This is a genomic window from Serratia marcescens subsp. marcescens ATCC 13880 (assembly GCF_017299535.1).
GTDB lineage: Bacteria > Pseudomonadota > Gammaproteobacteria > Enterobacterales > Enterobacteriaceae > Serratia > Serratia marcescens.
Window position 1 is genome coordinate 3,956,248 of the sequence record NZ_CP071238.1, and the last position, 22,202, is coordinate 3,978,449.

Annotated in this window: 28 protein-coding genes and 2 pseudogenes; 16 read left to right on the top strand and 14 right to left on the bottom strand. The window is 59.7% G+C overall.

Annotated elements, in window-relative coordinates; genetic code table 11:
* Positions 1 to 111: 111 nt before the first annotated feature.
* A complete protein-coding gene (locus J0F90_RS18930; protein WP_016929823.1) occupies positions 112 to 294 on the top strand; it encodes a YodC family protein in 183 nt (60 codons plus the stop codon).
* A gap of 32 nt (positions 295 to 326) precedes the next feature.
* On the opposite strand, the gene J0F90_RS18935 is transcribed toward J0F90_RS18930, so the two are convergent.
* Together J0F90_RS18935 and J0F90_RS18940 are read right to left on the bottom strand one after the other, a co-directional pair.
* Entirely contained in the window at positions 327 to 605 is a 279-nt protein-coding gene (locus J0F90_RS18935; RefSeq protein ID WP_016929824.1) for a GNAT family N-acetyltransferase, read from the bottom strand.
* 1 nt (position 606) lies between these two features.
* Complete coding sequence (locus J0F90_RS18940; RefSeq protein ID WP_016929825.1) at positions 607 to 837, bottom strand: (4Fe-4S)-binding protein; 231 nt, start codon at positions 835 to 837, stop codon at positions 607 to 609.
* 192 nt (positions 838 to 1,029) lie between these two features.
* Here J0F90_RS18940 and J0F90_RS18945 point away from each other — a divergent pair, with 192 nt between their 5' ends.
* The gene (locus J0F90_RS18945) at positions 1,030 to 1,443 is read left to right on the top strand and encodes a DoxX family protein (protein ID WP_016929826.1); all 414 of its coding nucleotides are present in this window, start codon (positions 1,030 to 1,032) and stop codon (positions 1,441 to 1,443) included.
* Positions 1,444 to 1,493: 50 nt separating this feature from the next.
* Here the strand turns inward: J0F90_RS18945 and smrA are convergent, their stop codons facing one another.
* Positions 1,494 to 2,066, bottom strand: coding sequence for a DNA endonuclease SmrA (smrA, locus tag J0F90_RS18950; protein ID WP_033639557.1), 573 nt, complete (start codon positions 2,064 to 2,066; stop codon positions 1,494 to 1,496).
* Between the two features lie 184 nt (positions 2,067 to 2,250).
* On the opposite strand from smrA, the gene J0F90_RS18955 reads away from it, so the two are divergent.
* Both J0F90_RS18955 and J0F90_RS18960 read left to right on the top strand, forming a co-directional pair.
* A complete protein-coding gene (locus J0F90_RS18955) occupies positions 2,251 to 2,586 on the top strand; it encodes an MbeD/MobD family mobilization/exclusion family protein (protein ID WP_004928976.1) in 336 nt (111 codons plus the stop codon).
* Between the two features lie 67 nt (positions 2,587 to 2,653).
* The gene (locus J0F90_RS18960; RefSeq protein WP_033639556.1) at positions 2,654 to 3,100 is read left to right on the top strand and encodes a DUF1198 family protein; all 447 of its coding nucleotides are present in this window, start codon (positions 2,654 to 2,656) and stop codon (positions 3,098 to 3,100) included.
* A gap of 25 nt (positions 3,101 to 3,125) precedes the next feature.
* Here J0F90_RS18960 and J0F90_RS18965 read toward each other — a convergent pair whose 3' ends face one another.
* The 3 genes from J0F90_RS18965 to J0F90_RS18975 form a co-directional block, all read right to left on the bottom strand.
* On the bottom strand, positions 3,126 to 3,464 hold the full coding sequence (locus J0F90_RS18965; protein ID WP_016929830.1) for a DUF2002 family protein: 339 nt from the start codon (positions 3,462 to 3,464) through the stop codon (positions 3,126 to 3,128).
* A gap of 102 nt (positions 3,465 to 3,566) precedes the next feature.
* Entirely contained in the window at positions 3,567 to 4,739 is a 1,173-nt protein-coding gene (locus J0F90_RS18970; RefSeq protein ID WP_033639555.1) for an MFS transporter, read from the bottom strand.
* A gap of 90 nt (positions 4,740 to 4,829) precedes the next feature.
* Positions 4,830 to 5,735, bottom strand: a complete 906-nt coding sequence (locus tag J0F90_RS18975) for a LysR family transcriptional regulator (RefSeq protein WP_033639553.1) — start codon at positions 5,733 to 5,735, stop codon at positions 4,830 to 4,832.
* A gap of 105 nt (positions 5,736 to 5,840) precedes the next feature.
* On the opposite strand from J0F90_RS18975, the gene J0F90_RS18980 reads away from it, so the two are divergent.
* Together J0F90_RS18980 and J0F90_RS18985 are read left to right on the top strand one after the other, a co-directional pair.
* Positions 5,841 to 7,223 (top strand): MFS transporter, encoded by a 1,383-nt coding sequence (locus tag J0F90_RS18980; RefSeq protein WP_033639552.1) that lies wholly within the window; start codon positions 5,841 to 5,843, stop codon positions 7,221 to 7,223.
* Positions 7,220 to 7,600, top strand: a complete 381-nt coding sequence (locus J0F90_RS18985) for a DUF4440 domain-containing protein (RefSeq protein WP_016929834.1) — start codon at positions 7,220 to 7,222, stop codon at positions 7,598 to 7,600. The genes J0F90_RS18980 and J0F90_RS18985 overlap by 4 nt, the downstream gene beginning before the upstream one ends.
* A 195-nt stretch (positions 7,601 to 7,795) precedes the next feature.
* On the opposite strand, the gene asr is transcribed toward J0F90_RS18985, so the two are convergent.
* Positions 7,796 to 8,146, bottom strand: coding sequence for an acid resistance repetitive basic protein Asr (gene asr, locus J0F90_RS18990; protein WP_004928953.1), 351 nt, complete (start codon positions 8,144 to 8,146; stop codon positions 7,796 to 7,798).
* A 229-nt stretch (positions 8,147 to 8,375) separates the two neighbouring features.
* Here asr and J0F90_RS18995 point away from each other — a divergent pair, with 229 nt between their 5' ends.
* A complete protein-coding gene (locus tag J0F90_RS18995; protein WP_004928950.1) occupies positions 8,376 to 8,684 on the top strand; it encodes an ElaB/YgaM/YqjD family protein in 309 nt (102 codons plus the stop codon).
* A 61-nt stretch (positions 8,685 to 8,745) separates the two neighbouring features.
* Here the strand turns inward: J0F90_RS18995 and J0F90_RS19000 are convergent.
* A pseudogene (locus J0F90_RS19000) lies at positions 8,746 to 9,099 on the bottom strand (MocR-like pyridoxine biosynthesis transcription factor PdxR); the annotation flags it as partial.
* Between J0F90_RS19000 and J0F90_RS24750 the strand changes: the two are divergent.
* The 5 genes and pseudogenes from J0F90_RS24750 to nrdF all read left to right on the top strand — a co-directional run.
* A pseudogene (locus J0F90_RS24750) lies at positions 9,091 to 9,244 on the top strand (carboxymuconolactone decarboxylase family protein); the annotation flags it as partial. The pseudogenes J0F90_RS19000 and J0F90_RS24750 sit on opposite strands and share 9 nt — an antisense overlap.
* A 274-nt stretch (positions 9,245 to 9,518) precedes the next feature.
* The gene (gene nrdH / locus J0F90_RS19005; RefSeq protein ID WP_004928934.1) at positions 9,519 to 9,749 is read left to right on the top strand and encodes a glutaredoxin-like protein NrdH; all 231 of its coding nucleotides are present in this window, start codon (positions 9,519 to 9,521) and stop codon (positions 9,747 to 9,749) included.
* A 9-nt stretch (positions 9,750 to 9,758) separates the two neighbouring features.
* Positions 9,759 to 10,163, top strand: coding sequence for a class Ib ribonucleoside-diphosphate reductase assembly flavoprotein NrdI (gene nrdI / locus J0F90_RS19010; RefSeq protein WP_033639550.1), 405 nt, complete (start codon positions 9,759 to 9,761; stop codon positions 10,161 to 10,163).
* A complete protein-coding gene (gene nrdE, locus J0F90_RS19015) occupies positions 10,145 to 12,289 on the top strand; it encodes a class 1b ribonucleoside-diphosphate reductase subunit alpha (protein WP_072009650.1) in 2,145 nt (714 codons plus the stop codon). The genes nrdI and nrdE overlap by 19 nt, the downstream gene beginning before the upstream one ends.
* A gap of 8 nt (positions 12,290 to 12,297) precedes the next feature.
* On the top strand, positions 12,298 to 13,269 hold the full coding sequence (gene nrdF / locus J0F90_RS19020; RefSeq protein ID WP_033639549.1) for a class 1b ribonucleoside-diphosphate reductase subunit beta: 972 nt from the start codon (positions 12,298 to 12,300) through the stop codon (positions 13,267 to 13,269).
* Between the two features lie 43 nt (positions 13,270 to 13,312).
* On the opposite strand, the gene J0F90_RS19025 is transcribed toward nrdF, so the two are convergent.
* The 4 genes from J0F90_RS19025 to J0F90_RS19040 all read right to left on the bottom strand — a co-directional run bounded on the left by J0F90_RS19025 (position 13,313) and on the right by J0F90_RS19040 (position 14,964).
* Positions 13,313 to 13,600 (bottom strand): type II toxin-antitoxin system RelE/ParE family toxin, encoded by a 288-nt coding sequence (locus J0F90_RS19025; RefSeq protein WP_033639548.1) that lies wholly within the window; start codon positions 13,598 to 13,600, stop codon positions 13,313 to 13,315.
* Entirely contained in the window at positions 13,600 to 13,887 is a 288-nt protein-coding gene (locus J0F90_RS19030; RefSeq protein ID WP_033639547.1) for a CopG family ribbon-helix-helix protein, read from the bottom strand. The genes J0F90_RS19025 and J0F90_RS19030 overlap by 1 nt, the downstream gene beginning before the upstream one ends.
* A 77-nt stretch (positions 13,888 to 13,964) precedes the next feature.
* Positions 13,965 to 14,159, bottom strand: coding sequence for a DUF1289 domain-containing protein (locus J0F90_RS19035; protein WP_060445239.1), 195 nt, complete (start codon positions 14,157 to 14,159; stop codon positions 13,965 to 13,967).
* Positions 14,160 to 14,223: 64 nt separating this feature from the next.
* The gene (locus J0F90_RS19040; RefSeq protein ID WP_033639546.1) at positions 14,224 to 14,964 is read right to left on the bottom strand and encodes an SDR family oxidoreductase; all 741 of its coding nucleotides are present in this window, start codon (positions 14,962 to 14,964) and stop codon (positions 14,224 to 14,226) included.
* A 102-nt stretch (positions 14,965 to 15,066) separates the two neighbouring features.
* On the opposite strand from J0F90_RS19040, the gene J0F90_RS19045 reads away from it, so the two are divergent.
* Positions 15,067 to 15,960, top strand: coding sequence for a LysR family transcriptional regulator (locus J0F90_RS19045; RefSeq protein ID WP_033639545.1), 894 nt, complete (start codon positions 15,067 to 15,069; stop codon positions 15,958 to 15,960).
* Between the two features lie 12 nt (positions 15,961 to 15,972).
* Here the strand turns inward: J0F90_RS19045 and J0F90_RS19050 are convergent, their stop codons facing one another.
* The gene (locus J0F90_RS19050; protein WP_033639544.1) at positions 15,973 to 16,917 is read right to left on the bottom strand and encodes an MBL fold metallo-hydrolase; all 945 of its coding nucleotides are present in this window, start codon (positions 16,915 to 16,917) and stop codon (positions 15,973 to 15,975) included.
* 206 nt (positions 16,918 to 17,123) lie between these two features.
* Here J0F90_RS19050 and J0F90_RS19055 point away from each other — a divergent pair, with 206 nt between their 5' ends.
* Positions 17,124 to 18,095, top strand: coding sequence for a patatin-like phospholipase family protein (locus J0F90_RS19055; RefSeq protein ID WP_033639543.1), 972 nt, complete (start codon positions 17,124 to 17,126; stop codon positions 18,093 to 18,095).
* A 98-nt stretch (positions 18,096 to 18,193) separates the two neighbouring features.
* Here J0F90_RS19055 and J0F90_RS19060 read toward each other — a convergent pair whose 3' ends face one another.
* The gene (locus J0F90_RS19060; protein ID WP_016929843.1) at positions 18,194 to 19,549 is read right to left on the bottom strand and encodes a 2-hydroxycarboxylate transporter family protein; all 1,356 of its coding nucleotides are present in this window, start codon (positions 19,547 to 19,549) and stop codon (positions 18,194 to 18,196) included.
* Positions 19,550 to 19,875: 326 nt separating this feature from the next.
* On the opposite strand from J0F90_RS19060, the gene J0F90_RS19065 reads away from it, so the two are divergent.
* Together J0F90_RS19065 and J0F90_RS19070 are read left to right on the top strand one after the other, a co-directional pair.
* A complete protein-coding gene (locus J0F90_RS19065; RefSeq protein ID WP_033639542.1) occupies positions 19,876 to 21,468 on the top strand; it encodes an ATP-binding protein in 1,593 nt (530 codons plus the stop codon).
* Between the two features lie 32 nt (positions 21,469 to 21,500).
* Entirely contained in the window at positions 21,501 to 22,187 is a 687-nt protein-coding gene (locus tag J0F90_RS19070; protein WP_033639541.1) for a response regulator, read from the top strand.
* Positions 22,188 to 22,202: the final 15 nt, after the last annotated feature.

Here is a 22,202-nt window from a genome sequence, read left to right on the forward strand (position 1 = left end):
CTCTCCTTGGTGATAATCGCTATATAATCTAATGCATAACGAAACACCTGCCAACGGCGGCGCCATTCTGTGTTATCAATAGATGAGGTTTAATCTGTTGTGGAGGAACGCATGGCATTCAATATCGGTGATTTTGTACAACGCACCACCGGCGGCCCGAAGATGACCGTGGTGGCGATCGACGGCGAAACCCTGGTTTGCAGCTGGAATGAACTGGGTAAAGAGCAGCGTACGGAGGTGCAGGCCAACGAGGTGGCGCTGTACCACGAGGACGGCGATTTCGGCGTCTGCTGAATGATCGGGGCGCGCCGCGCCCCGTTATCGCCTCAGGCGCGAATGTCCTGATAGGCTGGGGTGGTATCGAACTCATGCTTGGCGAACGGGCATAGCGGAATGATTTTACGCTGCTCCGCGCGCATTTTCTCCACCACCAGCGCCACCAGCTTTTTGCCGACGCCCTGCCCCTTCAATGACTCATCCACCCAGGTGTGATCGATAATGGTCAGCTTGTCGCCGCTCGGCACGAAAGAGATCTCGGCGATCAGCTTGCCATGCTCGTCATTGATATAAAAACGCTTCTCGTCTGCCAGTATTTTATGTTCCATATTATTTCTCCCTATATTTCAGTGCGCCGCTGGGGCAAGTGTCGATAACGCGTTTCACTTCGGCCGCGTCGGCATTGTCCGGCATAATCCACGGCCGGCGGTTCAGGGTAAAAATAGCCGCGTTGCCACGCACGCAGTTGGCGGAATGGCGGCATATCGCGCTGTTAAAATAAACGTCAATCTTGTCGCCGGAATAACGGCGGTAACCGGCGGCGGTCAATTCCTCATCCATCTTGGCCTCACATTGCCTGTTTTATTGTTTTTGCTCCAGGCTCAAGTATAGGCAATGCCGTCGGCTTCACCACGCGTCTCACCTAACGAAAAAAGTGGCGCAACCGCCCGTCGCCGCTAGAAAAAAACGTAAATTGTTCTAATCTTTAATCAGCAAGACAACATAATTCCGACAGTGGCTAAGGAGTTCGAAATGGGTGATAGCTCAAAAGACGGCGTAATTCTGCTGTCCCGTATTCTACTGATGGTTCTGTTTATCATTTTCGGCTGGATGAAACTGGTCAACTTCGGTGCGACCGTCACGGCGATGGAAGGCTATGGCACGCCGATGCCTTATTTGGCGGCGATCGTTGCCGTCGTGGTGGAGTTTATTTTCGGCATCGCGCTTATTCTCGGCCTGTTTACTCGGCCTATCGCGGTCATTTTCGCCCTGTATGTGTTGGGCACCGCGTTTATCGGCCATCCGTTCTGGAAAATGACCGGCATGGAAATGATGGGCAACGAAATCAACTTCTTTAAAAACATCAGCATCATTGGCGGTTTACTGTTGCTGGCGGTAACCGGCGCCGGCCGTTATTCGCTGGACTATAAAATATTTAATAAATAATTCATCGATGGCCGGCGATATTCGCCGGTCATTTTATTTCGGCTATCCTTTCACCGGCTGCGCTTGGCGTGGCGCTCAAAGTTTTCCGCCCTGGCCTGCGCCGATTTACGCAGCGTGACATAGCAGGCGCCCTCGCCGCCGTCGCGCGGTAAGGCGCGGCAAAACGCCTGCACCTGCTCAAACTGCGCCAGCCATTTGGCGACGTAACTGCGCACGATATTCGGATGGCTTTCGTTCTGCCGCCCGCGGCCGTGCACGATCAGCAGCGAACGCAGATTTTGCGCCTCCGCCTGCATAATGAAACGGAACAGCGCCTGCCGGCTGGTTTCAACCGGCTGACGCAGCAGGTTCAGCGACGCCTGCGGCGGGTAACGCCCGTTGCGCAGTTTGTCCAGCACGCCCTGCTGAATGCCTTCCCCTTTGAACTCCAGCGGCTGTTCGCAGGGGATCACCTCGAGAAAATCGGTGCTGAGGAAGTTTTCCTGCATCAGCCGCTGCGCTTCGCGCCGCGCGCTTTTGTCCACCGCCGCCTGCGGCTTGAGGTACAGCGTCTGCCGTCCGCTCTCCAGCGGCACCACATCCGCCATCGCCTGTTCAAAAAAGTCTTTTTCCTGCTCGCTCATGTTCCACCTCTCTTGAACGGCAGCCTTTACGGCTGGGAATGGGGTCGATTGTAAGACGCCTTGCCACGGTTGCAAGCCGGGAATTGTCAGCGGCATGTGCCTCATTTGTCGTCAACGGGTGAGCTTGCGAACAGTTTTCGCTATACTGCTAAGCCATCATTGAGTGCCGCAAAGGATCGAGCCCATGACAATGCGCGAGCTGGAAATCCAGTTTCAAAATGCGATGAATGAGTTGCAGAGCAGCTTCGAACGGCAACACCGCGAATGGCAGCAGAGCTACCAGGCGCTGCAGCAACTGCTGGAAGAAGCCAAACAGCGCGAAGCCGCGCTGCGGGCGCAGAATGAACAACTGGCGCGCAAACTGAGCACCGCCAGTTCGGTGCCGGAACAGCATGCGCTGGTCAAGCAGATCAAAATGCTCGGCGCCCATCTGGACGCGCTGGCCAAAGACGCGGCCACCTTCAATCACCACCTGCGCCAACAGAGCGCGGTCGGTAATTTCAGCGGCGAACAGCATTGATAGCGGGCGCTGTCGCACAGCGCCTCCCGCCCCTCTTCTGGCGTATTGAGAGTGTAATAAAGCCTAAATGACCTGGATCATCCTCGCCGCCCTGATCGTCGTATTCATTATCGGTTACCGCGTCCTGACGTCCGACACCCGCAAAGCCATCGATTCGCTGGCCCATCTGCTGAGGGTCAAGCCGATGCTGATCGAATCGATGATCCAGGAAATGGGCGGCCGCCAAAGCCAGACCTTTATCCGCATGCTGAACAACGGCTACACCGAAGAGATGCACCAGGCGGCTTATCTGCTGTTCATCTACCTGACGTTCATCAAACAGGCGGACGACGAACAGATTGCCCTGTGGCGCGACGTGCTGCTGCGCGCCGGGCTGTCGCCGGAGCTGCACGCCGAGCACACCGAAGCGGCGCTGTTTTACTTCGCCGAGCTGGATATCGATGCGTTTGAACTGGCGCAGTTCCGCCGCGCCTACAACGAGCGTTTCAACCGCGAAGCGTTGGCGCACGGCTGATCGCGTCCCCCGGGCGGGGGACCGATTACAGGAACATGCTGTAGAGGTAGCGCGACAGCGCTTCGCGCGAGCTGAAGCCGTGTGCGATGCCGTAGCGCTGGTTCGGGGCGTCGCTGCTTAAATCCAGGGGAAACTCCAGATACTGCTCGCTGGTGCGCACCGGGGAGGTCGGCGTGGCGAAATGCACGCTTCTCTCTTTCAGCGCCGGGTGGATCACCAACGCGGTTCTGCCCATCCGCGCTTCGCGATTCACATACACATAATGCGTACCCTTGCGGTAGCCATAGGCCTGATCGGTGACATAATCACGCTCAAAGCCGGTATTCTCCAACACTTTAGCCACTTCATCCGGCCGTAAATACATCGATTCCTCCTCTCATTCTGGACCGCTGAGCGACCTTACCGTAATCATTCACCGAAACAATGATTTTCTGGGGAGGAATCCGGGTTTCGGACTATTCCTGAATCAGGCCCGGCGGCGCTGCAGCAGGCGCAGGGTGAGCAGCACCCCGAGCGCCACCAGCAGCGCCGCCGCCAGATAAATCGACGGCACGCCCGCTTGTCCAATAAGCAGCCCGGCCAGCGGGCCGGTGATGCCCAACGCCAGGTCGAGGAACGCCGAATAGGTGCCGAGCGCCGTGCCCTGATTCTGCGGTGGCACCTGTTTCACCGCCTCAACGCCCAGCGCCGGGAACACCAGCGAAAAACCGGCGCCGGCCAGCAACGCGCCGGTTTGCACCATCCAGGGCTCGCCGGCCAGCCAGATCAACAGCAGCCCGACGATCTCGACCAGAAACGACGCCAGCGTCACCTTCAACCCGCCGTGGCGGTTAATGACGTTGCTGAAGATCAGGCGGATGCCGACGAAGGCGCAGCTGAACAGCGTCAGCGAAAACGCCGCGCCGCTCCAGCCTTTGTCGGCGTAGTAAAGGGTGATGAACGTGGCGATCACGCCGAAGCCGACGGTGCCCATCGCCAGCCCGAGACCATAGGCCCAGATGCGGCCGAACACCGCGCGAAAGGCGATGCGCTGCCCAGCCGCGATCGAGACGTCCGGCTTGCCGCTCGCCAACAGCAGCGCCACCGCGACCGCCAGCACAATTAGCGCCGCCACCCCGGCCAATCCCCACTGCTGGTTCAGATACACGCCGAGCGGCGCGCCGGCCGCCATCGCGCCGTAGGTGGCGACGCCGTTCCAGGAGATCACCCGCGCGGTGTGCATCGCCCCGACCCGGCCGATGCCCCACAGCGTGGAACCGGTGCTGGCGAAGCTTTCGCCGACGCCGAGAAACACCCGCCCCACGCACAGCAACAGCAGGCTGAGCCACGGGTAACCGTCAACGCCGAACGCCAGCGCGTAAAACAGGCCGCTGGCGCCGCAGCACGCCAGGCCGAACAGCACCACCTTCTTCGGCCCCAGCTGATCGGCGTAACGCCCGGCGTGCGGGCGGCTGAACAGCGTGGCGAAGTATTGAGCGCTGATGATAAGGCCCGCCAACACCGAGTTGTAGCCCAGGTGGTCATGCACAAATCCCGGCAACACCGCCAGCGGCAGGCCGATGGTCAGGTAGCAGACGAAGGTGAACATCACCACGGACAAAATACGTCGGTTCAGTTGGAGGTTATTTTCTGCGGTCATCGAAGGTGGCTCGCATCGGACGGGGTAGACGAAGCGTTCCAGCATACCCCGATGAGATTTGATGATAAATGAGAGAGTTATAACGAATTATTATTTCGCTAACGATTTTGCCGCCACCCGCGCGCGCAGAAAATCGATAAACGCCCGCACTTTCTCCGGCACGTGACGGGTATTCGGGTAGAGCGCATAGATGCTCTGCTCGGGGAAACGGTGATCCGGCAGCAACCGCTGCAACCTGCCGGCATCGATGTCGGGCTGCGCCAGCCACGCCGGCAGCAGCGCCACCCCGGCGCTATGCAGGGCGAACGCCAACAATGCCGCGGCGCTGTCGCCGGTAAGCGTGGCGGCGTCCGCAACCTTGAACAGCACCGCTTCGCGCTGCGGCGTGACCACCTGCCAACTGAGCGGCGAACTGAGCCGGCTGTGGGCGATCCACTGCGCCTGCGCCAGATCCGTCAGCGAATGAATCGGCCGCTCGGCCAGATAATCCGGCGACGCCACCGGAAAAATGGCGAAGCTGTCGATCAGCGCCGCGCGGTGGCTGGAATCCGCCAGCTGGCCCAAACGGATCGCCACGTCGAAGCGCTCCGAAATCAGATCGGCATGATAGGAAGAAGAGACATGCTGGATGCGCAGCCGCGGATGCTGGCGCGAAAACGCCGCCAGCGCCGGCGCCACCACCTGGGCGCCGTACTCCGGCGTGCTGGTGATGCGCAGCACACCGCTCAGCCCGTGATGATCGCGACGCACGTCGTCCAGCACGTTTTCCGCCTCCTGCAGCAGCTGCAGGCTGCGCTGGTAGAAGCGTTCGCCGGCATCGGTCAGCGACAGCCGCCGGGTGCTGCGCGCCAGCAGTGACACCCCCAGCTCATTCTCCAGTTGCTTGACGTTAAAGCTCACCACCGCCTTGGTTTGCCCCAGCGCCGCCGCCGCCGCGGTAAAGCTGCCCGCTTCCACCACCGCCGCGAAGCTCGCCAGACGCTGCAAATTCAGCATTTCGTCGCCCTTATTGTCAAAATCATTTTGACAGTGTAATCGCCCGCCGCCGATTTATCCGCACTTTTCCCCCCGATACACTGCTCGCCTTCAACCGGAGGCACCATGTCTTATCGCAGCAAAGTGGCAATCGTCTATCTGCTCGGCTTTTTCGTCGATCTGATCAATATGTTTATCGCCAATGTCGCCTACCCCGCCATCGGCCAGGCGATGCGAGCATCGGTCAGCCAACTGGCGTGGGTCAGCAACGGCTATATTCTCGGCCTGACGCTGGTGATCCCGCTCAGCGCCTGGCTGGCGCAGCGCATCGGCGGACGGCGGGTGTTTCTGCTGTCGCTGGCGCTGTTCATGCTGGCCACCCTCGGCGCAGGCAACGCCGACAGCATCGGCGCGCTGATCGGCTGGCGCACCCTTCAGGGCATGGGCGGCGGCTTGCTGATCCCCATCGGCCAGACGCTGACCTATCAGCTGTACCGCAGCCATGAACGCGCCGGGCTGTCGGCGGCCATCATGTTGGTGGGGCTGCTGGCGCCGGCGCTGTCACCGGCGCTGGGCGGCTGGCTCGTCGATCGGTTGGACTGGCGCTGGGTGTTTTTCGCCAACCTGCCGCTGGCGGCCCTGGCCCTGGCGCTGGCGGCGCTGTGGCTGCGAGCGGAAGCGCCGACGGCGGCGCGCAAACCGCTCGACGCGACAGGATTACTGAGCGCCTGCGCAGCGCTGACGCTGTTGCTGCTCGGCCTGACCCGGCTGAGCGAAGCCGGCCATCAGGTTTCCGGTGCGGCGCTGCTGGCTGCCGGCCTGCTGGTGCTGGCCTCTTATCTGCGCCATAGCCTGCGTACCCCGCAGCCGCTGCTGAACCTGCGGCTGGTCGCCGACCCGCTGCTGCGCAACGCCATGGCGGTTTATTTGTGTATTCCCGGCCTGTTCATCGGCGTCAGCCTGGTGGCGATGCTGTATCTGCAAAACCAGCTGGGCATGCCCGCCGCACAGGTCGGCGGCCTGATGCTGCCCTGGGCGCTGGCGTCGTTCCTGGCCATCACGCTGACCGGCAAAACCTTTAACCGCCTCGGCCCGCGGCCGCTGCTGATCGTCGGCTGCCTGTTGCAAGGCGCCGGCATGCTGACGCTGGCGCAGATCGATCAGGCCGGGCAACACGCGTTGCAGATCGCCGCCTTCGCCCTGATGGGGTTCGGCGGCAGTCTGTGCAGCAGCACCGCGCAGAGCAGCGCGTTTCTGCAGATCCCCGACGGCCAATTGGCGGACGCCAGCGCACTGTGGAATATCAACCGCCAGCTCAGTTTTTGCCTCGGCGTGGCGCTGCTCAGCCTGCTGCTGAATCTGCTGCTGGCCGTGTTGCCGCCCGCGACGGCTTTCCGCACCTGCTTCATTCTGGCGGGCGCCAGCACACTTATCCCGCTGTTGCTGTGTCTGCGCCTCGCCAACCGCGCCATCGTGCGCCAACTCAACGCTCAACAGGATGCTTTATGAACCCGTATTTTACCGAAGTGATCGACGCCCACATCGCCATTGAACGCTGGCTGGGCAAAGGGACCGGAGAAGAGCAGGCGCTGCTGGCGCGTTTTACGCCGGATTTCAGCATGATCGCGCTGAACGGCGCTCCGCTGGATTTCACCGCACTGTGCGCTTTTTTCCACGCGCATCGCGCCGCCAAACCGGGTTTGGAAATCGAGATAGAAGAGATGAAGCTGGTGGCCGAATGGCCGACGGGCGCGGTAGTCAGCTACCGGGAAAAACAGAGTCTGCCGGGACAAAGCGCTACGCTGCGCTACTCCACGGTGGTATTTGAACGTCAGCCCAACGCGCTCGGCTGGCGGCATTTGCACGAAACCGCCGCGGCGCAATGATCACAGGAAGCTGCCGGCCAAAAACAGTTCCCAACCGACGATCACCCCGCACAGGGTTACCGCGCTGAAAATGACTTCAAACAGATAGCGATTGATCATCGTGCGTCGCCTCAAAAGAAGACACCCGGAAGAACCGGGTGTCTGGAGTACGGACTGGAGCGTGCGGAACCTTCCGGTTCCGCAAACATCACTTGATTAAGCTTTTTTACCGGCTTTTTTGTGGTGTTTTTTAGCGGCCTGAGCTTTCTGCACTGGCGCTTTTTTGTGGTGTTTTTTAGCAGCCTGGGCTTTCTGAGCTGGCGCTTTTTTGTGGTGCTTTTTAGCGGCCTGAGCTTTCTGGGCTGGCGCTTTTTTGTGGTGCTTGGCTTTCTTGTGGTGCGTTGCTTTAGCTGGCGCTTTTTCAGCAGCAGCCGCTGGCGCAGCGGTAGTGGTGGTCGCAGCTGGCGCGGTGGTGGTAGCCGGAGCAGTAGCTGCGGTATCAGCAGCGAAAGCAACAGAAGACAGACCCATAGTGGCAGCAACGATCAGCGCTAATACTTTTTTCATCTTTAAATCCTCAGAGTGTTGTTTCGGTAAGCTCCGGTGGAGCCGTTGAAACAGATACTAGTGGAATCAAACCGCCGCTTCCGTGAGTGATTGGTTTCGCCGAGTAACCAAATGTACAAAGCCCAGGCGCCGGCAAACACCTGCGTGACGGCGGTTTTTTTCCGTGATCGGCCACGCAAATTTCGGCATGGTCTACACTTGAAAGACATGTGTCGAAATGGAGAGCTGAATGTTTAAGAAAGCGGAAAGAACAGAACGCGATATCGATCAGGACGTCACTCTGTTGGCCGATACGCTGGATGAAGTGTTGCGCGAGTCCGGTGACAAGACCAAAGAGGAACTGAAAGAGCTGCACAGCAAGGCGAAAGGCGTGCTGCGCGACGCCCGGGCGCGGTTCAATGGCTCCACCAGTCTGACACAGCATGCGCGCGACGCGGTCGATCAAGCCGACAGCTATGTGCGTGACAAACCTTGGCAGGGCGTAGGGATCGGTGCCGCCGTCGGCATCGTGCTCGGCGTGCTGCTGGCCCGGCGTTAACACCCCTGCAGTCATAAAGATAAAACAGATGTGCGTCTGGCCCGCGGAAATCGCGGGCCGTTTAATTTGCGCGAAACAGCTGCGCCAGCCCCTGTACCGCCCGCTCCGCCTCCTCTCGCCGGCTGAAATTGGCGCCCCCCGACAGTCACCCCTGCCCCGCCGGATGGTCGATGCGCTAATCAGAGAGCGCCTGCACCGCCAGCCCCTGCTGCCACGCTCCCAGTCGCCGTTCCAGCGCCTGCGTCAACCACTCGCGCCGCTGGCGATACAGCGGCCGCATGCGTTTCAGGTGGCGATAGAAATGCCCTTGCCGGATAAAATCCGCCACGCTTGCCTGCAGCAACGGCGGCAATGGCCGCCCGTGATAGCGAAACTCGCTGTCGTAGTCATCCTCGAGGATCCAGGCTCCGCGCTGGAATGGGCCGAGTCGGTGACGCTGATCGCCGCCACCGGCGCGCCAGACAGCGCTTTCGAGGCGCTGAAAGCGTACTTCAGCGATACCGACATCGCCGCTCTGACTTTCGAACGCCTTCAATCGTCTGGCCGTCAGCATGCGTCAGAATGCGCTCGACTCCCCCTCTTCACTGAGAGAGGAGAATTTCTCACCCGAAAAAATTTTTCCCTCGCCTTTTCCAGCCCCGACGCGGTCTACGTACCTAACCCCACAAAACACCATATATAGCGTGGTTGATAAATCAAATATCTACATATAGTATTTTATCTATCAACCGCAGGGACCGTTGTTCGGTTGATAACGCCGTCAGAAACGCCAGGAACGATGCTCCGTTATCTGACTTGTCCGCCTTTCCTTCAGCCTAAAGGTAAATGCGAATCATGAGCATTATTATTTACAGTAAGCCGGACTGTGTCCAGTGCAACGCCACCTATCGCGCATTTGATAAACAGGGGATTGATTATCAGGTGATCGACCTCACCCAGGATCAGCAGGCGCTGAACCACGTTAAATCCTTAGGTTATCAGCAAGTTCCGGTGATTATCGCCGGTGACGATCACTGGTCCGGTTTCCGGCCGGACAAAATCGGCGCGCTGGCGCTCACCTGCTGAGGCTCGACGATGAATCCGCTGGTCTATTTCTCCAGCAGTTCGGAGAACACCCACCGATTCGTTGAGAAACTGGGCCTGCCGGCGATCCGCATTCCGATCGCCGGCGCCCGCAGCAAATTGCTGGTGGAACAACCCTATATCTTGATCGTACCCAGCTATGGCGGCGGCAGCGCCGTCGGCGCGGTGCCGATCCAGGTGATCCGCTTTCTCAACGTTCCGCAAAACTGTTCATACCTGCGCGGCGTCATCGCCGCCGGGAACACCAACTTCGGCGCAGCGTACGGCATCGCCGGCGACATCATCGCCAAAAAATGCCAGGTGCCTTTTTTGTACCGCTTCGAGCTGCTCGGCACTACGCAAGACGTTGAAAACGTTAGACAGGGAGTAACCGCATTTTGGCAACGACAGAATTGACCAGGCCCGAGACGGGCGCGCTGGATTACCATTCGCTCAACGCGATGCTCAATCTTTACGATGCGGAAGGCCGGATCCAGTTCGATAAAGATCGGCTGGCGGCGCGGCACTACTTCCTGCAGCACGTCAACCAAAACACCGTGTTCTTCCATAACCTGGAGGAAAAGCTGCGCTATCTGGTGGAAGAAGGCTACTACGAGCCGCAGGTGCTGGCGCAGTACGAATTCCCGTTTATCAAGCAGCTGTTCCAGCAGGCCTACGCCAAGAAATTCCGCTTCGAGACCTTCCTCGGCGCCTTCAAGTACTACACCAGCTATACGCTCAAAACCTTCGACGGCAAGCGCTATCTGGAACGCTACGAAGACCGGGTGTGCATGGTGGCGCTGACGCTGGCGGCGGGCGACACCGCCCTGGCGCAGGATCTGGTGGAAGAGATGATTTCCGGCCGCTTCCAGCCGGCCACGCCGACCTTCCTCAACTGCGGCAAACGCCAGCGCGGTGAGCTGGTCTCCTGCTTCCTGCTGCGCATCGAAGACAATATGGAATCGATCGGCCGGGCGGTGAACTCCGCGCTGCAGCTGTCGAAACGCGGCGGCGGCGTGGCCTTCATGCTGAGCAATATTCGCGAGGTGGGCGCGCCGATCAAGCGCATCGAGAACCAGTCCTCCGGCGTCATTCCGATCATGAAAATGCTCGAAGACGCCTTCTCCTACGCCAACCAGCTCGGCGCGCGCCAGGGGGCCGGCGCGGTATATCTCAACGCCCACCACCCGGATATCCTGCGTTTTCTCGATACCAAGCGGGAAAACGCCGACGAGAAGATCCGCATCAAAACGCTGTCGCTGGGGGTGGTGATCCCGGATATCACCTTCGAGCTGGCGAAGAACAACGAAGAAATGTACCTGTTCTCGCCCTACGACGTCGAACGGGTGTATGGCGTGCCGTTTTCGGAGATTGCCGTCAGCGAGAAGTACCGCGAGATGGTGGACGACAAGCGCATCCGCAAGTCGCGCATCAACGCGCGCGAGTTCTTCCAGGTGCTGGCGGAGATCCAGTTCGAATCCGGCTACCCCTACGTAATGTTCGAGGACACGGTCAACCGGGAGAACCCGATCGCCGGGCGCATCAACATGAGCAACCTGTGTTCGGAGATCCTGCAGGTCAACCGCGCCAGCACCTATCACGAGGATCTGAGCTACGATCGCATCGGCAAGGATATCTCCTGCAACCTCGGCTCGCTGAACATCGCCAAAACCATGGACGCGCCGGACTTCGGCAAGGCGATCGAGACCGCGATCCGCGCGCTGACCGCGGTGGCCGACATGAGCGATATCCGCTCGGTGCCGTCGATCGCCGAAGGCAACCGCAGCGCCCGCGCCATCGGTCTGGGCCAGATGAACCTGCACGGTTACCTGGCGCGCGAGCGCATCTTCTACGGCTCGGAAGAAGGCATCGACTTCACCAATCTCTATTTCTATACCGTGGCCTATCACGCCATCCGCGCCTCTAACCGGCTGGCGATCGAGCGCGGCGGTGCCTTTGACGGCTTTGAGCACTCTCGCTATGCCAGCGGCGAGTACTTCGACAAGTACACCGAGCGCGACTGGCTGCCGCAGACCGAGCGGGTGCGCGAGCTGTTCGCCGCCGCCGGCATCGCCATTCCGGGCCGCGACGACTGGCGCGCGCTGCGTCAGTCGGTGATGATGCACGGGCTGTACAATCAGAATCTGCAGGCGGTGCCGCCGACCGGCTCCATCTCGTACATCAACAACGCCACCTCCAGCATCCATCCGATCGTCTCGCGCATCGAGATCCGCAAGGAAGGCAAGATCGGCCGCGTTTACTACCCGGCGCCGTACATGACCAACGACAACCTGGCGTATTACCAGGATGCCTACGAGATTGGCCCGGAAAAAATCATCGATACCTATGCCGCCGCGACGCAACACGTCGATCAGGGGCTGTCGCTGACGTTGTTCTTCCGCGATACCGCCACCACCCGCGACATCAACCGCGCGCAGATCTACGCCTGGCGCAAAGGCATCAAGACCATTTACTACATCCGCCTGCGCCAGATGGCGCTGGAAGGCACCGAGGTGCAGGGCTGCGTGTCCTGCGCGCTGTGAGGCAACTTATGACGACCGTAACATCGGCGCCGCTGGTGCGCGCCATCAACTGGAACATCATCGAAGACGACAAGGATCTGGAGGTATGGAACCGCTTGACCTCCAACTTCTGGCTGCCGGAAAAGGTGCCGCTGTCCAACGATATCCCCTCCTGGGCCACGCTGACGCCGAAGGAGCAGCAGCTGACCATTCGGGTATTTACCGGGCTGACGCTGTTGGACACCATCCAGAACACCGTCGGCGCGCCGGCCCTGATCGCCGATGCGCTGACGCCGCACGAAGAGGCGGTGTACTCCAACATCAGCTTTATGGAGGCGGTGCACGCCCGCTCTTACAGCTCAATCTTCTCCACCCTGTGCCAAACGCCGGACGTGGACGACGCCTATCGCTGGAGCGAGGAAAACCGCGCGCTGCAAAAGAAAGCCGGCATCATTCTGGCGCACTACCGCAGCGACGATCCGCTGCTGAAAAAGGTCGCCAGCGTGTTCCTCGAGTCGTTCCTGTTCTATTCGGGCTTTTACCTGCCGATGTATTGGTCCAGCCGCGCCAAGCTGACCAACACCGCCGATCTGATCCGCCTGATCATTCGCGACGAGGCGGTGCACGGCTACTATATCGGCTATAAGTTCCAGAAAGGGCTGGAGAAAGTGGACGCCGCGCGGCGCCAGCAGGTGAAAAATTTCGCCTTCGACCTGATGCAGGATCTGTACGACAACGAGGTGCGTTACACCGAGGAGCTGTACGACGGCGTCGGCTGGACGGAAGACGTGAAGACCTTCCTGCACTACAACGCCAACAAGGCGCTGATGAACCTGGGGTATGAAGCGCTGTTCCCGCCGGCGATGGCGGAGGTCAACCCGGCGATCCTGTCGGCGCTGTCGCCGAACGCCGACGAAAACCACGACTTCTTCTCCGGGTCAGGGTCGTCCTACGTCATCGGCAAGGCGGTCAACACCGAGGATGAGGACTGGGATTTCTGAGGACATGACAGCGATGCCGGTCTTTCAGGCCGGTATCGTGCATTCAATACCCTTGTTCTTTCTGACTGCGGATCGCCAGAACAAACGCCGTATCGATATCAGGAATGTATTTGTAGAGCGCCAAATAACCGCGAGCTTGCTGCCCAATAATCAATTCACGCAGCCCTGCGCCAAGGGACCGTCCGATCAATGGATTATGTTCCAATACCGCAATTGCCTGGATGATTTCCTGAATGCGCCGCCCTGAATCCGCAGCGCCATACTGAGCCAAATGAGCGAGAATACGTTCGATATCATCCCTGACCTCTGGCGCCAACTCGACATTTGCCATCAGCGCCCCAATTTTTTAACCGGAGGTTTGACAGCGGCAGTATCACCCGCTGCGTAATTTTCCAAATAACCGCGCATCTCTTTCCAAGAGACTGTCTCTCCCGTCGCAATTATCTTGGCATAGCGTTTTTCCGCTTCATTCTCAAAGTCACGGCGCAACTCTTCCTGCTGCGTTTTCTCCGCTATTGCCTGCAAAATAAAGCTGTGAGACGTGACGCCAACCTGCTCGGCGACGGCAGCGACTCGGGCTTTAAGCTCATCTGGAATACGAATGGTCGTCGTCGACATAATCGCTCCTAACGTCGGTCAATCACATGTAGCTCAATTGTGCTACATGCAGTCTGGCAGCGCAATAATGTAGAGGATTATTTCACCGATTGACGCAGCTCAAGCCGCCGCCAAATAGCGCGTTTCTCCGTGTCGCTGGCGGTCGGCCAGGCGGCGATCTCCGCCCGCGTGCGCCGGCATCCGCGGCACTGCTGGGTTTCGTCGTCGATCCGGCACAGGCTGACGCAGGGCGATCTGACGCCAGGATGGGATTGCTGAGTGTGGCCCGCCATACGTTGCCCTTGATGTGATATGTTCCGCCACAGGATACCCGATCCTGCGGCGGCGCGTCGCCAATCAGATGATGCCGCCGTTGGCGCGCAGGGTTTGGCCATTGATCCAGCCGCCGTCTGCCCCGGCGAGGAAAGCCACCGCCGCGGCGATATCGTCCGGCGTGCCCAGACGTTCCAACGGCGCCATCTTCGCCAGCCGCTCGATAAGCTCCGGGGTTTTGCCGTCGAGGAACAAGCCGGTGGCGGTCGGCCCCGGCGCGACGGCGTTCACCGTGATATTGCGGCCGCGCAGCTCTTTCGCCAGCACGCTGGTCAGCGCTTCGATCGCCGCCTTGCTGGCGGCATACATGCCGTACCCCGGCTGCAGCAACCCCACCACGCTGGAGGAGAAGTTGATGATGCGGCCGTTGTCGCGCAGGCGCTTCGCCGCCTCGCGCATCGCATTGAAGCTGCCTTTCAGGTTGATGTCGAGCAGGCGATCCGCATCTTCATCACGCATGTCCGCCACCGGCGCCAGCGCGATCACCCCGGCGTTATTGACCAGCACGTCGACGCCGCCAAACGCCTGTTCGGCGCTATCGAACAGGCCGGCGACCGCAGATGCATCGCTGACGTCGGCTTTGACGCTCAAGGCGCGGCCGCCGCGCTGTTCAATCTTGCGCATCAGCTCATCGGCCGGCGCCGGGTTGCCCGAATAGTTGATGATGACGGTGAAGCCATCGGCGGCCAGACGCTCGGCGATGGCCGCGCCGATGCCGCGGGATGCGCCGGTGACGATGGCGACGCGTTGAGTCGCGTGATTCATGGATATCTCCTCATCGGGTTAATGTACAGTCATCATGCACCTTTCGGCACGGCGAATAATCCCCTATTCTTCGTTATCACTATCCGAAATAAACGAACAATTATGGACAGAATCGACGCCATGCGCCTGTTCACCTGCGTGGTAGAACAACGCAGCTTCACCCAGGCGGCGCAGAATCTGAACCTGCCGCGATCCACCGTGACCGACGCCATCAAACAGCTCGAAGCCCGGCTGCAGGTGAGGCTGCTGCAACGCACCACCCGCCACGTCAGCCCGACGCTGGACGGCGAAGCCTACTATCAGCGTTGTCTGAGCATTCTGGCGGACATCGAAGAAGCAGAGATGGCGTTCGCCGGCGCCAAACCGCGCGGATTGCTGCGCATCGACGTGCACGGCACGCTGGCGCGCCATTTTCTGTTGCCCGATTTGCCGGATTTTTTGGCGCAATACCCGGATATCGAGCTTTATATGAGCGAAGGCGATCGGCTGGTGGACGCGCTGCGGGAAGGCATCGACTGCGTGGTGCGCGTCGGCAAACTGCGGGACAGCGACATGGTGGCGCGCCGCCTGGGCGAGCTGGAAGAGGTGACCTGCGCCGCCCCGGCCTACCTGCAGCGCTTCGGCACGCCGCAAAGCCTGGACGATCTGCGCCATCACCGCATGGTGGGCTTTCGCTCTTCGGCGACCGGCGCGCTGATGCCGCTGGCGTTCACGGTGGCGGGACAAGCGCAACCCGTCACGCTGCCGGCGACGGTGTCGGTCACCGCGGCGGAGAGCCTGGTCGCCGCCGCCCGCGCCGGACTGGGCATCATTCAGGTGCCGCGCTATCACCTGCGCGGCGATCTGGCCGACGGCAGCCTGTTGCCGCTGCTGCCGGATTGGCCTTCTCCTCCAATGCCGGTCTCGCTGCTTTATCCGCGCAACCGCCAGCTGTCGCCGCGGGTGCGCGTGTTTCTCGACTGGTTCAGCCGGGTGTTCGCCGAGCGGAACCGATAACGAGAGCGGGCGTTACAGCGCGCCGTAGTTCAACGGCACCCAGGTGTAACCGTCGCCCTGGCGGTTCAGATACCCCAACCCCGGGAACGACAGGTGTGCGCCGCCGACCAGTTCGCTCTGCCGCGCGCTGTCGCCAAATATCCGCAGCCGCTGAGCGACAGCCGCCTTGGCGTCGCTGTCAAAGCTGATAGCCACCTTCGGATGCGGCAACTGCACCGCCGCCACGTGGATCAGATCCCCCAACAGCAACAGCTTCTTGCCCTGGCTGGTCACCTGATACACGCTGTGCCCCGGCGTATGGCCGTGGGCGGCGAAGGCGGCAATGCCCGGCGACAGTTCACCGTCGCCGCTGAACGGCTTAAAGTGGCCCATCGCCTGGTATGGCTTGATCGCCGCCTGGGCCCGTTCGAAGTTGCTTTTACTGCCTGCGCTGGCCTGTTTCAGTTGGTCCGCGCTCAGCCAGAAGTCCGTGTCCTGGCTGGCGGCGCGCACCACCGCATTGGGGAATACCGCCTTGCCGTCGTGCGTCAGGCCGCCGAGGTGGTCCGGGTGCATGTGGGTCAGGTAGATCTCATCCACCTGCTCCGGCTGGTAGCCCGCCGCGCGCAGGTTATCCACCAGCTTGCCCAGGCCGTCGCCCAGCAGTTGGCCGGCGCCGCTGTCGATCATCACCAGCTTGTCGCCGGTATTGATCAGATAGGCATTGACCGAGGTGACCACCGGCAGGCTTTGATGCCGCTCGGCCAACCCGGCGGCGATCTGCTGCGGCGTGGTGTTCAACAACAGTTTGTCCGCCGGCAGACGAATGATGCCGTCGGATAACGCGGTCACTTCAAAACTGCCCAGCATGATGCGGTAAAATCCCGGCGTCGGGGTTTTGGCCTGCGGCGCGGCGGCCCCGGCCTGTAATGACATAACGGCCAGCGCCGCGCCCAGCAGACAACGTTTCCAGAACATGATGACTCCTTGCGAGAATTGAACAGCGCTAAGTATTGACGCAAAAAGCCCGATGCGCCTGTTTAATAAATGCCTTTGATAAATATATAAACAATATATTTATTATGAATAATTTTGTTTGCCGACTCACACAACCCCAATCAATATTTTCCGGTTCGCGACTTGGTTATTTTTCTTACTCCCTAAATCAAGAGTGAGGAAATATCATGAACTATCAATTCGAAAATCTGGTCTTTGAAGGCGGCGGCGTAAAAGGCATCGCCTATGGCGGCGCGCTGGAATTGCTGGAAGCCAAAGGCATCATGCCGCAGATCAAGCAAACCTCCGGCGCCTCGGCGGGCGCCATCGCCGCGCTGTTGGTCGGCCTGGGCTGCAGCTCGGCGGACGTCACCAAAATTCTGTCGGCGATGGATTTTAAAAAATTCCTCGATTATAACGGCGGTTTTTTCGGTACGATCCAGGACGCCTATCGCCTGTTCAATCAATACGGCATCGCGCCCGGCGATTATTTCTATCAATGGTCACGCGATATTATCAAGCAATATACCGGCAACCCGGATATCACCTTCGAGCAGTTCGAAGCGATGAAGGCGGCGAAAGGGTTCAAGTCGATTTACTTTATCGGCGCCAACCTCAACAGCGGCCAACGCGAAGTTTATTCGCACCGCACTACGCCGCGCATGAAAGTGGCGGACGGCCTGCGCATTTCGATGTCGTTCCCGTTCGCCTTCGTGGCGAAGAACAATACCCTGGGCGACCTGTGCATCGATGGCGGCATGATCGACAACTACCCGGTGCGGCTATTCGACTATGACTTCTCCGCCACGCCGCCTTACATCGACGTCTCCAGCCAGCGCATCAACACCCGCACCCTGGGCCTTCGCCTGGACTCCGCCGGTGAAATCGCCCAGGCCGCCGGTCAGGCCGGCCCGCGCACGCCGGTCAACAACCTGTTTGATTTCACCCTGGCAGTGGCCAACGTGATGCTGGACATCCAAACCAAGGTGCATCTGGACAGCGACGACTGGAAGCGCACCGTGTATGTCGACACGCTCGACGTCGGCACGCTGGAGTTCGGCATCAGCGAAGAGAAGAAACGCGCGCTGATCGAATCCGGCCGACGCGGCGTAGAGCGCTACTTCGCCTGGTACGATGCCGCCATGAAACAGGCGGCATAACCGGCGTTCCCCTTGCCCGCGCGTCTGGCCGGCGCGCGGGCAAAAAAAATCCCCGCGGGGGCGGGGAAAGGCAAAGTAACGCTAAGGATTTATAGGAGTTATACGAAGAACTTGGCCAACACCAGCAGCGACAGCGAGACGTTGATAGCGCCCCCGATACGCGTAGCGATCTGGGCGAACGGCATCAACGACATGCGGTTGCCGGCGGTGAGGATCGCGACGTCGCCGGTGCCGCCCTGCCCGCTCTGGCAGCATGAGACAATCGCCACGTCGATAGGGTGCATGCCGATTTTCTTGCCGACGAAGAAACCGGTCGCCACCAGCGCGCTGACGGTCGTGACGATCACGATCAGATTCTGGACGGTGAACGCATCCACCAGCTCCTGCCACGGCGTGATGGCCACCCCGACCGCGAACAGGATCGGATAAGTCACGGCGGTGCGGAAGAATTTGTACACCACCTGCGAGCCTTCCTGAATGCGCGGCGATACCCCGTGCGCCAGCTTCACCGCCACGGCGGCGAACAGCATGCCCACCGGCGCCGGCAGGCCAATCAGGCGATGCAGCAGCATGCCCACCATATACAGCAGAATAGCCAGCAACGCGCCGCAGGCGATGGTGCTGACGTCCACCTTGCCGCTGATTTTTTCCACCGCGTTCATGCCGCTGTCGCCCTGCTTGCTCGGCATCAGGCTGCCTTCGCCGGTCAGGTGCGGATAACGCTTGCCCAGTTGGTTGAGCAGGCCGGCGATGACGATGGCGGTCAGGCTGCCGAGCATCACGATCGGCAGAATGCGCCCCAACGCCACGCCCTGCTCCATGTGCAGGATCGCCGCGTAGCCCATCGACAGCGGGATCGCCCCTTCACCCACGCCGCCGGCCATGATCGGCAGGATCAGGAAGAAGAAGATCTGGAACGGCTCCAGGCCCAGCGCCATGCCGACGCCCATCCCCACCAGCATGCCGACGATCTCGCCGCACAGCATCGGAATGAAGATGCGCAGGAAGCCCTGGATCAGCACCTGGCGGTTCATGCTCATGATGCTGCCGACGATGATGCAGCAAATGTAGAGATAAAGAATGTTGGTCGATTTGTAGAACTTGGTGGTCGACTCCACCACCACGTCCGGCAACAGGCCATAGTGCACCAGCGCGGAAGGAATGAAGGTGGCGCAGATCGCCGCCGCGCCCATTTTGCCGATCAACGGCAGCCGTTTGCCGAATTCGCCGCAGGCGAAACCGAAGAACGCCAGGGTGGCCACCATCACCACGATATCGCTCGGCAATTTGCCTTCCAGGCAGTCGAGCAGAATCAATACGCCGGCCAGAATAAAGAACGGTAACGGAATAATCCCTACTTTATAATTGTCCAGTATCCGCCACCATTTCTCACGCAGAGGAATATCGGCGGTCTTGTCTTTGGCTACGAGGTAAGAATCATCTGTTGTGCTCATAATCTGGCCTCTTATTAGTTTGTTCAGCCATCATAGAGAAGCGCACGGATTATCTGCTGTGATTATGTTCAAAGTTAAAAAGGGTTTTTAATGGTGGTTATGGTTTCTATGGGGTTAATTAAGATTATGTAAAAACCGACGTGGTTTTAATGGTGTTAATACCGTTTTTATTTTAAAGCTTATCAATTTTATCGCAGGCGAACAATTCTCGTCCGGTTCACTCTAATCCCGTGTGAGGGATCACAAGTTGATCGGGCGCAATATTACAGACCCCGCTTCTCGTGATAGGGTAAGGCTTCAGGATCTCTTTACGGTGAAGCTCCGCCATGCGCCTCAAACTCTCATTTCAAATCAAACTGTTTCTGTGCCTGGTGGCCTTCTCCTGCCTGCTGTTGACCTGTATCGGCGCCTACACCTATTACCAGCTGGATGCGCAACTGCACCGCGATCTCGGCGCCCGCGCCCAGGTGCAGGCGCGGGAAATCGCCCTTATCCCTTCGCTGGTGGACGCGGTGGAAAAACACGACGCCGCCAGAATTGCCGCGCTGATGAAAAAAATCCGCGCCAGCAGCGACGCCAGTTATATCGTCATCGGCGATAATCACGCCCGCCATCTTTATCATTCCGAATACGAAGGCCGCTTGGGCACGCCGATGATCGGCGGCGATAATAAAGAGGTGCTGGAAGGGAAAAGCATTATTTCCATTCGCAAGGGCGGCATTGGCGTTTCATTGCGCAGCAAGGCGCCGATCCTGGATGAAAATAATCACGTGATCGGCATCGTTTCCGTCGGCTATTTGAAATCGCACATCGATAATTTAAATGCCAGGACGTTGACGCAAATTATCGGCTCCATCGTTCTGCTGCTGATCGCCCTGTTCGTTTTTTCCTGGCTGCTGTCGAAAAATCTCAAGCGCCAGATGTTCTGGCTGGAACCGAAAGAGATCGCGCTGCTGGTGCGCCAGCAAAAAGCGCTGCTGGAAGCCATTTATGAGGGCGTGATCGCCATCGATCCGCAATTGCGGATCATCACCATCAACCATGCGGCGCGCGAGCTATTGGATCTGCACCAGCCCGCCGCCAGCTTGCTGGGCCGGCCGATCGGCGACGTGATCCAGGCGCAGCCGGACTTCTTCGCCGCCGCGCAACTGGGCCAGGATACGCATGACGAGGTGTGCCGCTTCAACCACGTGCGGGTGATCGCCAGCCGGGTGCGCATCATGCAGGAGCAGGAGTTGCAAGGCTGGGTGATCAGCTTCCGCGACAAGAACGATATCAATACCCTGAGCAGCCAGCTCAGCCAGGTGAAACGCTATGCCGACAATCTGCGCATCATGCGCCACGAGCAGCTGAACTGGACCGCCACGCTGGCCGGGCTGCTGCATATGCAGCGCTACGACGAGGCCATCCGCTATGTGGAAGCCCAGTCGGAGGGCGCGCAGGAGATCCTCGATTTCATCTCGCAGCGCTTCAGTTCGGCGGCGCTGTGCGGCCTGCTGCTGGGCAAATATTCCAGCGCCAGAGAAAAAGGCATCGAGCTGCGCTTCGATCCGGCTTGCCAACTGCGGCAGATCCCGGCGGCGCTGAATGAGACCGAACTGATGTCGATTGTCGGCAATCTGCTGGATAATGCGGTGGAAGCGACGCTGCACTGCCCGGCGCCGCACGACGCGATCGAACTCTATATCAGCGACGGCAGCGACGAGCTGGTGATCGAGGTGGCGGATCGCGGCACCGGCATCGCCGAGGAGATTCGTGATACGCTGTTTGAACAGGGCGTCACCACCAAAGCGGATAAAAGCGACCACGGCATCGGCCTGCATCTGGTCGCCAGCCATGTGGCGCAGGCGCACGGCAGCATAGAAGTGTCGGACAATGAGCCGCACGGCGCGATATTCTCTATATTTATCCCTAAATAAAACCCATAACCCGATTTTTTGAGCACCCGATTATGTCACACCTAACACTGGACGTTCTGATCGTGGAAGACGAGCCGCAACTGGCGACGCTGCACGCGGAGTTCATCGAGAAAAATTTCAATCTGCGGGTGGTGGCTTACGCCGCCACGCTGGCCGAAGCGCGGGCCAAAGCCAACGCGCATCAGCCGCGGCTGATCCTGCTGGATAACTTCCTGCCGGACGGCCAGGGCATCGAGCTGATGGAAGAGCCGGCGGTGAAGAACCCCGCCTGTTCGGTGATCTTCATCACCGCCGCCAGCGACATGCATACCTGCAGCCAGGCGATCCGCAACGGCGCTTTCGATTACATCATCAAGCCGGTGTCCTATAAGCGACTGCGCAATTCGCTCGAACGCTTTATGCAGTTCGTGCAGACCCAGCGCACCTTCAAGATCATCGATCAGGACAACGTCGATGCGCTGTACAACCTGCAGTCGAAGCAGTTCTCCAGCGAGCCGAGCGCCAAAGGCATCGAAACCAATACCCTCGAGCTGGTGCAGGCGCTGTTTATCGCCCAGCCGGCGGTGGCGCATGCGGTGGAAGACGTGGTCGAACAGGTCGGCATCAGCAAAACCACCGCCCGCCGTTATCTGGAATATTGCGTCGCCACCCAGTTCGTACGGGTGGAGATGCTGTACGGCAATATCGGCCATCCGCGGCGGCTGTACCGCAAGGCCTGAGGCTGCCATCTGGCT